Origin of the sequence: Chitinophaga sp. YR573 (genome assembly GCF_900110995.1) — a bacterium.
In the GTDB taxonomy this organism is placed as follows: Bacteria; Bacteroidota; Bacteroidia; order Chitinophagales; family Chitinophagaceae; genus Chitinophaga.
Window position 1 is genome coordinate 270,768 of the sequence record NZ_FOJF01000003.1, and the last position, 16,354, is coordinate 287,121.

8 protein-coding genes are annotated in these 16,354 nt (G+C 43.6%); 4 read left to right on the forward strand and 4 right to left on the reverse strand.

Annotation, left to right across the window (positions count from 1 at the left end; all coding sequences use genetic code 11):
* Window positions 1-11: 11 nt before the first annotated feature.
* From BMW86_RS27475 to BMW86_RS27490, 4 genes are all read right to left on the reverse strand, one after another.
* Window positions 12-2,669: an MSCRAMM family protein gene (locus BMW86_RS27475; RefSeq protein ID WP_089786247.1), complete on the reverse strand. Its 2,658-nt coding sequence runs from the start codon at window positions 2,667-2,669 to the stop codon at window positions 12-14.
* Window positions 2,669-3,196: a DUF4402 domain-containing protein gene (locus BMW86_RS27480; protein WP_089786250.1), complete on the reverse strand. Its 528-nt coding sequence runs from the start codon at window positions 3,194-3,196 to the stop codon at window positions 2,669-2,671. The genes BMW86_RS27475 and BMW86_RS27480 overlap by 1 nt, the downstream gene beginning before the upstream one ends.
* A 34-nt stretch (window positions 3,197-3,230) precedes the next feature.
* The gene (locus BMW86_RS27485; protein WP_089786251.1) at window positions 3,231-4,058 is read right to left on the reverse strand and encodes a fimbrial biogenesis chaperone; all 828 of its coding nucleotides are present in this window, start codon (window positions 4,056-4,058) and stop codon (window positions 3,231-3,233) included.
* Between the two features lie 67 nt (window positions 4,059-4,125).
* Window positions 4,126-4,635 (reverse strand): DUF4402 domain-containing protein, encoded by a 510-nt coding sequence (locus BMW86_RS27490; RefSeq protein ID WP_089788186.1) that lies wholly within the window; start codon window positions 4,633-4,635, stop codon window positions 4,126-4,128.
* A 407-nt stretch (window positions 4,636-5,042) separates the two neighbouring features.
* Between BMW86_RS27490 and BMW86_RS27495 the strand changes: the two genes are divergently transcribed.
* The 4 genes from BMW86_RS27495 to BMW86_RS27510 all read left to right on the forward strand — a co-directional run bounded on the left by BMW86_RS27495 (window position 5,043) and on the right by BMW86_RS27510 (window position 16,350).
* The gene (locus BMW86_RS27495; protein ID WP_177189422.1) at window positions 5,043-7,265 is read left to right on the forward strand and encodes a helix-turn-helix domain-containing protein; all 2,223 of its coding nucleotides are present in this window, start codon (window positions 5,043-5,045) and stop codon (window positions 7,263-7,265) included.
* A 40-nt stretch (window positions 7,266-7,305) separates the two neighbouring features.
* Complete coding sequence (locus BMW86_RS27500) at window positions 7,306-11,334, forward strand: hybrid sensor histidine kinase/response regulator transcription factor (protein WP_089786255.1); 4,029 nt, start codon at window positions 7,306-7,308, stop codon at window positions 11,332-11,334.
* A gap of 175 nt (window positions 11,335-11,509) precedes the next feature.
* Window positions 11,510-14,698: a SusC/RagA family TonB-linked outer membrane protein gene (locus tag BMW86_RS27505; RefSeq protein ID WP_089786257.1), complete on the forward strand. Its 3,189-nt coding sequence runs from the start codon at window positions 11,510-11,512 to the stop codon at window positions 14,696-14,698.
* A gap of 20 nt (window positions 14,699-14,718) precedes the next feature.
* Window positions 14,719-16,350, forward strand: a complete 1,632-nt coding sequence (locus BMW86_RS27510) for a RagB/SusD family nutrient uptake outer membrane protein (RefSeq protein ID WP_089786260.1) — start codon at window positions 14,719-14,721, stop codon at window positions 16,348-16,350.
* The last annotated feature ends 4 nt before the right edge of the window (window positions 16,351-16,354 follow it).

Here is a 16,354-nt window from a genome sequence, read left to right on the forward strand (position 1 = left end):
ATATTTTGCTATTAATGCTCCTGGTGATCACGGATCTTAGAAGTGGTAAACTCAAGCCCATCTATTACATCTCCATCTTTATTGTTTGTTATCTGGAAAGGGATCATCGCCGGGCTTACCTTCATTCTCAGGTTATGTATCTGTTGCCTGGAGAGTTCTGCAGTATATTTACCGGGTGGAAGTCCCATGAAATTGAAATATCCATCGGTCTCGGTCTGAATACAGGCTGCCTCTGAGCCATCTTCCCTCAGAATACATACTTTCATACGGCCCAGTCCTTTCTTCTCATTATTACCATCTATCTGATATACATAACCGGATACTTCCCCTATAATGGAAACAGGTACCTCAATCAGTCTTAACTGGTTAGGTTCTATCATTACACTGATCACCGGTTTCTTTATCTGCCAGGCTATATTTTCAAAACTGCTGCGTTCCAGCTGAATGAAATAGTTTTCATAGGCTTCCATTTCGGTGATACGTATAGAGGTATCACGCAGATCATGGAAGACCCTGCCTCCGTTGGAATTTATTCTAAGGCCGTATACTCTTGGTTCACCGGCGTCTCTTTTTCCATTGCTGTTCAGATCCAGGAAGGGGAGCAGTACCACGCCTCCTGTACCCACACGGCTGCGGTTGGAGGCATTGGTGTAGCCGGTCTCGCCGTTATGCATCACACTTCCCCTGGCTGATTGTACCAGTGTAGTTACACCGTTGCTGCGTAATGCAGAGAACCCGATCTGTGAAAATGAGAAATCATAGCGGAAACCGATACTGATATTACTGATGTTGTTTCTGAAGTTTTTTTCATAGGATGCATTGACATATCCATTGCGGGAAAGATATTTCCCTACTTCGCATCTTGCTGTCATCACTCTGTGTGCATTATATTCGTACTGTACCTGTGGTGTAACAATCAGTTGTCCGGGCAGGCGGAAGGCTAATGCCAGGTTACTGTACACGAATGCTTTTTCCTTTGGCAGAAAAACAGCATAGGTGGTAAGGTTGGTGCCTACTTTAAACAGTGCGCCGGATAACAGCCATTCAGCTGTAGTGTATTTGCTTTCAGGTAAAATAATCTGGTCGAGTGTAATCCTGGTGAATAATGAAAAGATGCGGTTCGAAAAAGGTTTGGAGATAACAACTTTCCGCTCTTCCCGGTAGTTGTAGATAATTGCTTTCTGACCTTTCGCATAATGGGTGTAATCCAGGTCCAGCTGAAGGTTGGATGGTAACCGGTAACTGAATATCCCTCTGGTTCTTACACCATGTGTATACTCACCGGAAAATAACATGTTAGGCGCTAGTCGTACGGATGTATTTGCGAATGGCATTATTTTTTTTCCGTTTGAAACAGAGGAGAGGTATTCAACACCACCTCCTACAGTTATACGGGTAGTAAGGCCATAGTTCATTTGTATACGTGAGAACCGGCTGTGCACACTATCCTGTACAATACCTCCGCTGGCCGTATATTCAAATTCATGTAAGGGAAGAAAATTAAAGGGAATACTGACGTTTACCTGGTTGATACGTTCTTCTCCCCAGGGGCCATAAAAGCGGAGTTTCAGGATAGAGTTCCCATATACCAGTGGTACCTGGAAAGTAAAAAATCCGGATGCATCAGCTATGGTATAATCTACAAGGGCATCATTTACATATAGTTCAACTGTCCAGCCCGGGCCGGTGAAATTACTTAAGGTGTAGGAGCCAAATGAACGGCGGTAGGAAGTAGAAGTATTGGTGAACTGAAATCCTACTACGGGGTTAAAGAGTGAGGAAGTAGACTGTGTAAAGAGCTTTCCTGCTATGATCTGCCTTAATGCACGATGATCATTATTTACATAACGCCAGCGGTAATATTGTTGTCTTTCATCAAAAGGTCTAACCGCATTGCTATCATGACTATTGCGCTGCTGCTGACGGGCATAATCATTATAATTAAGAGATACGGTTGCTTCTCCGCCGGCAAGGGCTGCGCCCATTGACAGGTTCAGCCAGGTATTATGTACGCCTGGCAGCTGTTGTGTGGCCACTACCGACCAGTCGGCAACGCCAAACTTAAACAGGGGATAACGGCGGCGGATAACCGTATCTGCTTTTACCTGTCCTTTTAAATGGTTAATATTCCGGCGCATCATTTCCTGTCTCATTTCACGGATAGCAGGTAATTCTACTTTTGTATTGAGCGACATGGAGAGGTTCCGGAAATTGAATTTACAATCGAGCCCAAAGACTTTATTGAAGTACTCAACTTTCAGATAAAGGCTGGTTTCTGTCTGTACAAAATCAGTCTTATGCAGGTTAAATACTTTACCCTGGTATTGAATACGTTTATTGACTTTATCTATCAGAAAACCGGCGTTTTCAGTAATAAAATATCCGGATACGCTATCCATGCCCGGGGATATATTATTCCTGATCTTTAAAAAATTGAATACGTCTGTAATAGAGAGGTATACGGAATCATTATTGATAACACCGGAAACTTCCTGTCCGCCAAGGCCCGGCACTACCAGGAATACGGATGTTTCATAAAAAGGAGGATCGTCTTCATCGCCGATTGCATGAGCTGTGGTCAGCGTAATGAATATCAATAACAGCACACACGCTATCATACGCAGGAATCTGCATATAATTGAAGCGTAGCTGTTATTGGTGGATATCATTATTGCTGTATAAATGTGACCGAAAATGTGCCGCTATAAGACCCTGCCGGATTTGCGAGCGGAACTCCTACTGTAAGTGTGCCACCGATCTTTACCTGTGTCCGTGCAGGAGAGGTGGCGGTGGCAATGAATGGGGAACCTGTACTGGAAGTGCCTATATGCAGGGATAATGTACCTCCGTTGCTGCCGGCAAGTGTTACATCCGAACCGTTCATTATCGTAATGAGGGTACCAGGATTAGCATCCACTTCAAATATGGCAGGAGAGAAGGGGAAACCCAGATTAGCCTGTACGATGCTGCCTGTTACTGCCCGTGAACCGTCAGGATAAATAATAACAGTGCCACCTGTTGGTCCCTGAAAGAATGCTCCAAAAATAAGTCCCTGTGCAGGATTTACGAATACGGAAATAGGCCGTGGTGGTGGCTCCTGTGCATGAACTGGTAATTGTGCAAAGAATAGAAATGTTATTACACCTATCAGCGTATTCACTGTGTTACTGCCAGATGGAATTTTAAGGATCATCATTTAAGGTGTATGGTATATTCAGTTGTATTGTTCGTTATTTTAATTCGAGCCACGCTTGCCCCAGTTCAGATACAGCTGCATTATCAGTCTTTGCGGTATATATTACCTGTAACCTGCCTTTATGAAGATTAATCCCGGCTTTATCATCAAGCTTCATTTGAAAATGGCGTATTGTATTGGGGGTATAAAGGGCCATACCGTTTACGATACCTGCTTTTGTTATTTTCCCCTGTGGAGAAACATAATTGACCGTAAGGTCCCCATATACTGAAAAATTCCCTGTACGGTAAAATGACATGTCCAACTGGTAAGGAATACTGTCATTCATAGACAGGCCAGAGATAGTCACTTTTGTGGTAGAAGCGCCTATCCTTATAATGACAGGAATTGTAATCCCAAAAACGGGTATCAGTTTTACAGATATTCCTGTGGAGTCCGTTGCTGGTATTTGCTCACCCAATGGCTTTTCATTGGGTACAGCCCGGAAATAAATATGAGAGCGGTATTCACCCGCAGTTAACTGGTTGGTTTTAGTCGTTTGTATTTTTATTAATTGCGCTTCACCAGGTGCAAGTATGACTGTGCGTGGGAAATAACGCAGATTACCACTGGCGAAATGTTGTCCTGAATCCGGCACATTGATCTTGTCAAATGTTCCATCTTCATTCATCCTCATTTCAACGAAAGAAATAAGATATTTTGCACTGTCCTTCCCGGTATTTGCCAGGTTCAGTTCCTGCATTTTTTTTTGCCCTTCAAAGACCACTCTCACCGGAGTGATTAATAAATTTCCCTGTGCTATTGTTTTTATTGGCAAGAAACCAGCAATAATAATTGTAAGATTAAGTAGAGTGGATTTCATGAAATGGATTAATTGAAAGTACCGGGTACAATACCTCTGTACCGCACCCGGTATAGGATATGGTTAGTTATAGATAGTTTACAGTTACATCAAAAGGAGTATCTGAAACATAAACGCCTGAAGGTTGTGCAGCTCCAACATTTAATGTTGCTCCTACTTTTAATTGTTGTGTTCCGCCACTCAGCTGACCACCGGCTCCTGATGGAGTACTGGTAAACGCTGTTACTGTCATAGTATTAGCGCCACTGCTGATTGTATGAGCTGAAGAAGGCAGCGTAATAGTGTAAGTGTAAGCGCCGGTACCGTTTACGGTAAAGGATGCAGCAGTGACAGTTCCCGTAGTGGTAGGTAGTGTAACACCAGCTGTTCTGGTACGTCCGCCTGCAGGTGTTAATACTACTGTACCACCTGTTGTGGATTGAACGGCAACATTACCAAAGTTCATATCAACGTCCTTAGTAATGCTGATAGGTGTTACGATGGTGGCGGTAGCAGTGGCAGAAGCAGTTTCCTGAGCATGCACACCGGTTGCTATACCCGCCAGCATAAAAGTTGTTAGGAAAAGTTTGTTTTTCATGTTCATTTAAATTTTCAGTATGAAAGAAATAATAATTGCGCATAAGGAAGTACAATGACTGTTCATCATCGCATAGAGATTTGTTCACTATATATTTGACTATGGATTCTTGGGGGATATACGCTTAGTACAGCATTCTCGTGTAGGTACAGAGTGCTTCTGTGGAATATTGCTTTATTGCATATCAGACAATGCATATTACAATTTTTTCCCAGTATAAAAAAATTTACTTTGTTGATTATCAATATGTAAGCGAGCTTAAACGATTACTTATATTTTAAATAAACATTGCATTATAACCGTATTATTTATTTTATTATCATCATGTAATGCATGTATTCAAAAAGTGAATGAGATCATTGATCAAATTTTCCTTAATTTCGACATCTTTAATTTTTATTATCTATATGCCACAACCGGATACCTCAAATACTATGTTCCATCTGGCGGCAGACTACATCAATCACACCAACTGCCATCTTTTTTTAACCGGTAAAGCCGGTACAGGGAAGACTACCTTCCTGAAATATATCAAGGAGCATACTACCAAAAATACGGTAGTAGTCGCGCCAACAGGTGTTGCTGCAATCAATGCAGGCGGGGTAACCATGCACTCATTCTTCCAGTTGCCGTTTGGGCCTTATGTACCGTCCGGTGCGCATCTTTTTGGGGTAGATAACGGGGTGACAGATGCACATGCGCTGTTCCGCAATATCCGCTTCAACTACGAGAAGAAAGAACTGCTGCGTGAAATGGAACTGCTGATCATAGACGAGGTGAGTATGGTACGTGCTGATACACTGGATGCTATAGATGCTATTCTGCGTCATTTCAGAAGCCAGCCTCTGCTGCCTTTTGGTGGAGTGCAGGTGCTGTATATCGGTGACCTTTACCAGTTACCTCCGGTAATGCCGGATGATCAGTGGCGTATGCTGAAAGAACATTACGAAAGTGTGTTCTTTTTTGATGCAAGAGTGATCAGGCAATCTCCGCCGTTGTATATAGAACTGAAAAAGATTTACCGTCAGAATGAAGCTACGTTCATAGACCTGTTGAATGGAGTGCGTAACAGTACACTGGACTGGGAACAGCTGGAAACACTGAACGAACGTTATGATCCCAAATTTAACGGAGAGGGTGACCAGTATATCGTATTAACTACACATAACAGGCGTGCTGATGAGATCAATGCGGCCAGACTGGCTGCCATGCAAGGCAACCTGCACCGTTTTGAAGGGGAGATAAAAGGGGATTTCAGTGAGAAGGCGTTGCCTACGGATATGGTGTTGCAGATTAAACCCGGTGCACAGGTGATGTTTATCAAAAATGACCTTGCCGAACCCCGCCGTTATTTCAACGGGAAACTGGCAACGGTGAAATCGGTGATCAACGAGGATAAAATAGTGGTGACGCTGGCAGGTAGTGAGGAAACGCTGATCCTGGAAAAGGAGACATGGCGCAATATCCGCTACTCCTGGAATAAAGCGGAGAACAGTGTGGATGAAGAAGAACTGGGCAGTTTTACACAATACCCGATACGGCTGGCATGGGCTATTACCATCCACAAAAGCCAGGGGCTCACTTTCGAAAAGGCTATTATCGATGTAGGGAATGCATTTGCTCCGGGGCAGGTGTATGTGGCTTTGAGCCGCTGTACTTCCCTGGAAGGACTGGTACTCCATTCCCGTATTCACCCGGGGGCTATCAGAACAGATCTGCAGGTGCAGGAGTATTCATCCAAGTCTGAAAACACAGACAGACTGGAAGATGAGCTGGATAGTCAGAAGCAGGTTTTCTGGGCAGGGCAGCTGGTGAAATTGTTTGGTGCGGAAAAAATCCTCACAGAATTGCAATTGCATGCTTCCTGGCTAAGAGATAAGAAGATGAATGGGATGGAGAGTGCAATGACACTGAGTCGTAACATGCAACAGCGGGCGGCACAACTGCATCAGGTGGGAATGAAATTCCGTCAGCAACTGGAACCACTGGTAGAAGAGGTATTACGTACCGGAGAAACAGCATTACTACAGGAACGTGTGAATAAAGCGATCGCGTATTTCACACAGGATATCTATGAAAGCCTTATTAAACCTTTAAAGCGTGAGATAGATATCGTAAAAGATATCCCTAAAATTAAGAAGTACGTTGTACAGCTGGGTAGTCTGGAAACATTCCTGTGGAACCGTTTGGAGTTGTTCCTGCATGCCCGTTTCGGAGAACTGACATTTAATGAAGGATTACCGGATTATAGTTCATTACGCAGCCCTGCTTCCAAAGAAAAAGAAGCTGTTGTAAAGGAGAAAAAGAAGAAGGCAGAAGCCGGTAGCAGCCGGCGTGGTAGCCTGGAGCTTTTCCTGGGAGGGAAAACCCTGCAGGAGATCGCTACAGAGCGTTCGCTGGCGGTAAGTACCGTGGAAAGTCATCTGGCGGATGCGGTGGCTTTCGGGGAATTGGAGCTGGATAAATTCATAGATGAAAAGAAAATCTCTCTGATACTTCCTCTGGTAAAGGAAATGGGGGTAGCCTCTTCTTCTCCTATAAAGGCTAAATTAGGAGATACGGTTACCTGGGCGGAGATCAGGGCGGTACAGAATTATTACAAGAAGATGAATCCTATAGATACGGAATGAAGTTAAATTCTTATCTTGTATAAGAGCTGATAGCAATTCCATGTTAAAGAAGATATACCTGATTCCACTGTTGCTTTTTGTGGTGAACTATGCCGATGCACAAGAGTTTTCGTCTTTGAATGTCAACCACGGACTCTCCAACAACCAGATAAACTGTGTCTATAAAGATACTAAAGGGTTTATGTGGTTTGGTACACTGAGCGGGCTAAACCGCTATGACGGCTATACCTTTAAAATCTTTCACCATAGTCCGGCCGATTCCATTTCATTGGCTGATGATTTCGTAGATAATATTTATCCCGCTCCGGGGAATAAATTATATATAAAAACCAGGAATGGGGACAATTTATATGATCCTGTAACAGAACAGTTTTCAGATGGGGCTTCCTGGCTGCAAAAAGCAGGATTACCTGGTTATGGGGTGAGGTGTATCACCCAAACTGGCAACACTTTCTGGATAGCCTTTATGAATGAGGGACTTTACCGGGTTGATAGCGCCGGGAAAGTGGTGAGGTTTATCCGGAAAAACAAGATTGCAGATCTGAATGTGACTTCGGGAAACAGGCTGGTTATCCTGTACATGAATGGGGACCTGGAAATGCTGGATATACATTCCGGTAAAACTACTTTTTACAGTCAGGCATTTACCGGCTTCATCACAAAACCCCCTATTACATTAAAGCTTTTTATTGATTCAGCAGATGATATATGGGTATATATGCCCGGTTCTGATTTCGGTGTGCTTTATTTTAACCCTGTTACAGGTATTTTAAAACCATTATCCAGTAGAAATGGTGTTTTAAATAATGATGTTGTTAACAGTATAATAGAGGATGATCAGGGAGAGATGTGGATAGGGACTGACCATGGTGGCATTAATGTGGTAAACAGGCATACATTCACTTCCCGTTTCCTGATGAATAGTGAAGAAGATGCAAAAAGTGTTGCAGAGAATGCGATTTATGCGATGTACAAAGATAACCTGGGCATTATCTGGTGTGGTACTTATAAAAGAGGCATCAGCTATTGTGCAGAGGACATGAAGAAATTCAGTCTTTACAGGCATAAAAATGCAGAGAAGCAAAGCCTGAGTTATAATGATGTGAATTGTTTTGCGGAAGATAAGAAAGGGAATTTATGGATCGGTTCCAATGGTGGTGGGCTGATGTATTTTGATCGTAAAGCCAATACATTCACCCGGTTTAAACACGAACCGGGGAATGATAACAGCCTCAGTACTGATGTAATTCTCAGTCTTCGTGTAGATAGTTATGACCACCTCTGGATAGGTTATTATTTCGGAGGGATGGATTATTACCGGAATGGTAAATTTACGCATTACAGGCACGATGACAAGGATGAGAACAGCCTTGCCGGTAAATCGGTGTGGAAAACATACAAGGACCAGCGGAATAATTTCTGGGTAGGTACTTTAGGAGCAGGGCTGGACAGATTTGATCCGGGGAATGGCATTTTCTATCATAATAATGTCAATCTTCCTAATTCTGTACATTCCAATTATATCTCTGCTTTCGCAGAAGATAAAAACGGAGATCTCTGGATAGGGACTGCCTATGGGGTGGATGTACTTGATAAAGCCAAAGGGATTTTTGTGCATTATCTGCATTCCACTCACCAGTTAAGTAATGACAATGTGAGTTCGGTTTTATCTGATAGTAAAGGGAATATGTGGGTAGGTACCAGAGAAGGACTGAATGTATTTGATCCCACTACGCAGCAATTCAAATCGTTTAGGGTAGAGGATGGATTACCGGACAATAATATCATCAGTATCCTGGAAGATAATGAGCATCATTTATGGGTAAGTACTTCCAATGGATTGGGGAAAATCACGGTACAGCAGGGGAATAACGGGATTACGATCCATTGCAGGAATTACGATGATAAAGATGGTTTGCAGGGAAAAGCATTTAATGTGAATGCTGCTTTAAAGTTAACATCCGGAGAGCTGGTATTTGGAGGGGCAGATGGCTTTAATATCTTTAAGCCGGCAGATATACAACAGCATAAAAAGGTGCCTTCACTGGTGTTTACCGGTTTGCAGTTGTTTAACAGGATGATTGATGTAAATGAAAAACTGCAAAACCGTGTCATATTGCCGGTAGCATTACCGGAAACAAAGGAGATCGTACTCCGGTATAATGAAAATGATTTTTCCATTGATTTTGCAGCCTTAAATTTCCTTAATACAGATAAGGATAAGTATGCCTATAAACTGGAAGGCTTTAATAAAGAATGGTTAACCACAGATGGTAAAACCAGGCGGATCATTTATACCAATATCAATCCCGGTGATTATATACTACACCTGAAAGCAATCAATGATGACGAATCATTGGATGAAGAGGGAATTACCTTGAAAATCAAAATCTTACCCCCTTTCTGGAAAACACCTGTCGCTTATATCCTTTACGGGCTGCTGGTTATAGCGGTCTTATTCTTTATGAGAAGACGGGTAATCACGCGTGCACACAGGCGTTTTGCACTGCAACAGGAGCGGAGGGAATCACAGCAGCTGCATGAGCTGGACGTCATGAAGATTAAACTCTTCACGAATCTGAGTCATGAGTTCAGGACACCGGTATCACTGATCCTGGCACCGCTGGAAGAAATCATTACACATGCAAAGGATGATACTGATAAAGAGAAACTGCACCTGATACGTCGTAATGCCAAAAGATTACTGAACCTGGTGAACCAGCTGATGGACTTCCGGAAAATGGAGATGCATGAATTAAAGCTGGCAACGGTACCAGGTGATGTTACCCGTTTTGTGGAAGAGGTAGCCAGCTCTTTTACTGATCTGGCAGAAAGAAAACGGATCGCCTTTTCTTTTGCGGTGAATAATAAGTCGTTATATACCCTGTTCGACCAGGATAAGGTAGAGCGTATCTTATTCAACCTGTTATCCAATGCCTTTAAGTTTACACCGGAAGGGGGGACAGTCACCCTGCAGGCCGATGTCAATGAAACTGAGGGGAAAACGTGGCTGGAGATCAAGGTAAAGGATACGGGTATCGGTATACCTAAAGAAAGGCAGGACAAGATCTTTGAGCAGTTTTTCCAGAGTGATACTCCCGGAGGCTTCCTGAACCAGGGAAGCGGGATAGGACTTGCGATTACGAAAGAATTCGTGAAGTTATGCCAGGGTACTATTGTCGTAGAAAGTGAAGTGAACAAGGGCAGTTGTTTTACACTGAGGTTACCGTTTGTGCTGTTGCCGCCGGTGGTCACTACCATACCTCCTTTGGAAGCAAGGACCAGGGAAGTGCCTGTGCTGACACCTACAGCAGGAAAACAAACAATTCTGCTGGTAGAAGATAATGACGATTTCCGTTTTTACCTGAAGGAGAACCTGAAAACGTATTATAATATAATAGAAGCGGTGGATGGCCGGGCCGGATGGCAGGCGACCTTATCTGCACATCCCGATCTGGTAGTGAGTGATATCAATATGCCGGTGATGGATGGGTTAGAACTGTGTAAGAAGATCATGGAGGATAATCGTACCCGGCAGATCCCGGTGATCTTATTAACTGCCATGACCGGGGAGGAGGAGCAGTTAAGGGGACTGGAAACAGGAGCTTCCGATTATATGGTGAAGCCATTCAACTTTGAGATCATGTTATCCAGGATCAATAATATCCTTATTCGTAAGGTAGCGGTAAAACATGTTATCGGGAAGCCAGAGGTGGCAGATAGCTCACATGTACCTACTCCGGATGAGATTTTTATGCAAAAAGCGCTGGATATAGTGGAAAAGAATCTTTCCAATACCTCTTTTTCCGTAGAAGAGCTAAGCCGGGAGTTATGTATGAACCGGGTATCTGTATACCGGAGAGTATTTTCCCTTACCGGACTTACACCTATCGAGTTCATCAGAACGATCAGGTTACAGCGGGCAGCACAATTGCTGTCGAAAACGGGCATGAATGTCACGGAAGTAGCTTATGAAGTCGGTTTTAATAATCCTAAATACTTTACCAAATACTTTAAAATGGCCTATCATATGCTGCCTTCCGCATACGTGGCTGCGATGCGTAAATAGTCATTGTAACTGAAATTACCTCCTAAGTATACATTTAATACCCCTCACGCAACATTTTATCCTTAAATAATACACAACGGGCAACCCTGTTTCTTGCCGTATGAGGATATATTTATCCCATCGTTATGAAAGTATTATTTCCACTTATGAATTAGCATACCAAAATCACTACGCTATGAAACGAGCCAGTATTACTGGAACATTTTACCTGATCTTATGGGTAATGGTTACCGTCTGTGCATATAATATGCCAGCCAGAGGACAAAATTTAGTACACAAAATTGAGGGTACAGTCACTGCCAGGGAAACAGGATTAATTATTCCCGGGGCGACAGTTTTTGTAAAGGGTACAAAAACAGCTACTGCAGCAGATGACAAGGGCAACTTTACGATTTCCGCATCACCTGGCCAGGTACTGGTCATTACGTCAATGGGTTTTATGTCCCGGGAACTGAAGGTAGGTAGTAGCGGTACCGTAAGTATTAGTCTGGAAGGAGACAACCGTACACTGAACGATGTAGTTGTGGTAGGGTACGGTAAAATGAAGAAGACAGACCAGAGCAGCGCCCAGGTATCTATTACTTCAGCAGACATCAACAAAACTATTAACTCCACACTTGACCAGGCTATCCAGGGCCGTGCAGCAGGTGTGTATGTTACACAGAACTCAGGGCAGCCCGGTGGTGGCATTTCCGTGAACATACGGGGTGTCAATACGTTAAGTGGCACCAATGAACCGTTGTATGTAATTGACGGGGTGCAGATGCAGCCAGCTACTGTTTCTTATGGAAACACCAGCTCTGTGAATGCGCTGGCAGGGATTAATCCTTCTGATATAGAGTCGATGGAAATCCTGCAGGGGCCTTCCGCTACCGCAGTGTATGGGTCCAGAGCAACAAATGGTGTGGTACTGGTGACCACCAAAAGGGGTAAATCCGGGCAGGTAAAAGTGAGTTACAACTTCTTATACACGCAACAGGGTAAACCGGATGCATTACCTACCATGACGCTCCCGCAATTTGCACAAATGAACAATGAGGTGGCTGTATTGCTAAACCGTACCCCTACAGCGGAGTTTAAAAACCCAAGTGTGTTAGGGCCGGGTACCAACTGGCAAAACGCCCTGTTCCAAACGGCTCCTTTGCGGAAACATCAACTGGCAGTAAGTGGTGGGTCCAATACGACCACTTTCTATATGTCCGGTGAATACTTTAAACAGGATGGGGTGGCAATAGGCTCTGATTTCAATCGTTATTCTTTCCGCCTGAACCTGGATAACCAGTCATTCAAATGGTTGAAACTGAGTACATCACTCAATTTTTATCAAACCAAAGAAAAACTGGCATCTTCCAGTGAAGACGTTATCAGGAATGCGATCAACCTGGCCCCTAATATTCCTGTAAAGAATCCTGATGGCAGCTGGGGTGGTGCAACTTCTAACGAATTTGGCAGCAATGCCAAGTATGCACCTTTAAATCCGGTGGCTATCGCAAGCCTTATCAACAATAATTACAAAAGGACCGGTGGTTTGGGTGGTGCTTCTGCAGAAGTGAACATCATCAAAGGGCTGACTTTCCGTACCAGCTTCAATGGCAACTTTGAATATGCGGATGGCAGCAAGTTTATCCCTACTTACCAGCTGGGTTATAATTCTAACGAAACAGCCAACTTAGCAGTGAGTAATAACAGGAACTTTTACTGGAACCTGAATGAACTGCTTCAATATAATAAGGATATTAAGAAACACAGCTTTGGTGTAATGGCCAGCCATGAAGCGCAGGCCTGGGATTACCAGAGTTTCTCTATACAGCGTTTCGGCTTCAGCAGCAATGATATACAATCCCTGAACCTGGGTAATTCATTGGGGCAAATAGTAGGAAGTGGTAAAGGGTCCGGTGCGCTGGAATCTTACCTGGGCCGTGTGAATTATTCTTACAATAATAAATACATCGTACAATTAGCCGGCAGGGCAGATGGATCGTCCAACTTTGGTTCTGACAACAGGTGGGGATTTTTCCCTTCTGTATCCGCAGCATGGCGTTTGACGGAAGAGCCATTCATGAAAGGGATACCTTTTATCAATGAACTGAAACTCCGCGCAGAAATTGGTACTACCGGTAATAATGGTAGCGGTGGAGCGCAGTATTCAGCTTTATCCGCAGTGACTACCCCCTGGGGTGCTGGTTTCCGTACCGGTCAGTATGGAAATGCTAATCTGAAATGGGAGTCTACTGAAACCAAAAACATCGGGTTTAACCTGGCGGTGCTGAAAGATAGAATTCAGCTGGAAGGTGATTTCTATATAAAGAAAACGAATAACCTGTTAATGCCTAATCCATTGCCGGCTTATATGGGTACGCAGGGAGAAGGAGCTATAAATGCGCCGGTTGTGAACATTGGCGCAATGCAGAATAAGGGTTTCGGTATCACCCTGAATACCGTGAATATTAACAACAAGAGTGGATTTACATGGAGAACGAATTTCAATATCTCCTCCTTCAAAACAAAGGTCACCAAGTTCTATTCTGATGCTGCTTTCCTGTCGAGGAGCGCCTGGTATATGAATAACTTTACTGCCCGGTCTGTAATAGGACAGGCACCATGGCAGTTCTACGGATACGTTGCTGAAGGCGTGTTTAAATCACTTGATGAAATCAACAGCAGCGCTATCCCTACACAGTCTGATGGCAGCAGGTTACCTGTAGCAAAAGAAGGGGGTGTTTGGGTAGGAGATATCAAATATAAAGACCTGAATGGTGATAATGTGATCGATTCAAGGGACCAGACTTTCATCGGAAATCCATGGCCTAAACTGACATTCGGTTTAACGAATACCTTCTCTTATAAAGGGTTCGATCTGAGTGTGCTGTTAACCGGTGCACAGGGTAATGACATCTTCAATTATCTGCGTTTTGAAAATACCAATCCAAGTAATATTAATCTGGGCAGGAACCTGTTTGCAGAAACATTTGGTTACGCACGTGTGGCAGGAGAGGACAGCAAGCCTTATCTGACTAATCCGAATGCCACCATACCGAGGATAACAGGTAATGATGTGAATGGTAATGGTAACCGTTTCACTAACAATTTTGTGGAAGATGGGTCCTATATCAGGATTAAGAATGTACAACTGGGTTATAACCTGCCACGCACATTACTGCGTATGCAGAATGTAGTAAAAGCAGTGCGTATAACAGCCAGTGTGCAGAACCTGGCCACTTTTACAAAGTATAAAGGATATGATCCGGAAGTAGGCGCTTACCTGGGTAAGGAAGTACAGCTGAGCAGTCAGCTCATTGGTGTGGATGCAGGCCGTTATCCGTTAACAAAGCTTTATTCCGCTGGTGTTGCGGTTGATTTCTAAAGCCCATTAAAATTAAAATCATGAACAGAATATATCTTGTATTCATAATAATCATACTGGCTGGCTGCAGCAAAGACTTTCTTAACAGGCCGCCACAGGATGCTATTGTAGACGCTAACTTTTATCAGTCGTCCGATCAGGTGCTGGCAGGTACTGCACCACTATATAATATTGTATGGTTTGCCTGGAATGATAAATCATCTCATGGTATTGGGGATGGCAGAGGCGGATTGCTGATGTCCGGCTCGTATGAAATAGATAATATACGGATGCAAACGACTGATATTACACCGGAAGTAGCCAGTTCCTGGAACTCCTTCTTCAATGTAGTGGCACAGTCGAATATGATAATCAATAACCTTACAAAATATACTGCGTCTTCTGTACCGGAAAATGTAAAACAGGCGGGTATTGCAGAAGGCCGTTTTATGAGAGGACTGGCATATGCTTACCTGGTGCAGAACTGGGGCCCTGTACCTGTTATCACCAATAATAATGTACTGCTCACAGATACTTCCATCACGAGGAATACAGTGGAAACAGTATGGGAGTTTGTGATCCGCGAAATACGTTTTGCCGCACAGAATTTACCGGCTACTCCTTTACAGAAAGGCCGTTTAACAAAATGGGCCGCAGAAGGTGTGCTGGCAAGGATGTTCCTGACCCGCGCAGGTGTTGGAGCAAGTGGCAGTCGTAACCAATCGGACCTGGACAGTGCCGCATGGTATGCCAATGATGTGATTCAGAACAGTGGTGCTTCACTGATGACGAATTACGAAGACCTGTTCCTGATGAAGAACAATAATAACCCTGAAAGTCTGTTCGCTTTACAATGGAAATATGATGGCGACTGGGGAACACAAAACAGTGTGCAGGCATTCCTGGCTTATAGTTCTGATATCACTGGTTTTGGTGATGGATGGGGCGGAGACATTGGCGCTTCTTACGACATGCTGAAACAATATGATCCTGCTGATAAGCGTCGTAAGGCAACGTTTATGTTCCCGGGAGATCATTATTCCTATATACATCAATCAGTAGATGATCCGAATAATCCCGGTAAAAAAATCATACAGGAATTACAGGTTCCCTGGAATTATGTAGGAACTGAAAGGTATAACGTACGCGCCTGGGTGAAAAAATATGTGGTAGGTCGTCCGGAAGATAATGATGGCAAAGTAACCCAGCAGCATACAGAAATAAATACCTACATGTTGCGTTTGGCAGAAGTATACCTGATCTATGCAGAAGCGTTGCTGGGTAATAATCCTTCTACAGGAGACGGACAGGCGCTGAAGTATTATAATGCGGTACGTACAAGGGCAGGATTAGCGGCTAAAACAGTGATCACCTGGGATGATATCTATAATGAAAGGAGACTGGAACTGGCTATGGAAGGACAGCAATGGTATGATATTGTACGTCTCCATTATTATGATCCTGCCAAGGCCCTTACTATACTGAAAAATCAGGATAAAGGTACTTACAGGATTGTTGCCAATGCGGCTACCAATGCTACTTCCTGGACAGTTACTTCTGATGTTCCGGCTTATTATCCTGTATCAGAAAGTAATTTCATGATACCATACCCGGCATCAGAATTAACGGCTGCGCCTAATCTGAGAAAACCACCGGTGCCTTACAAGTTTTAATCTA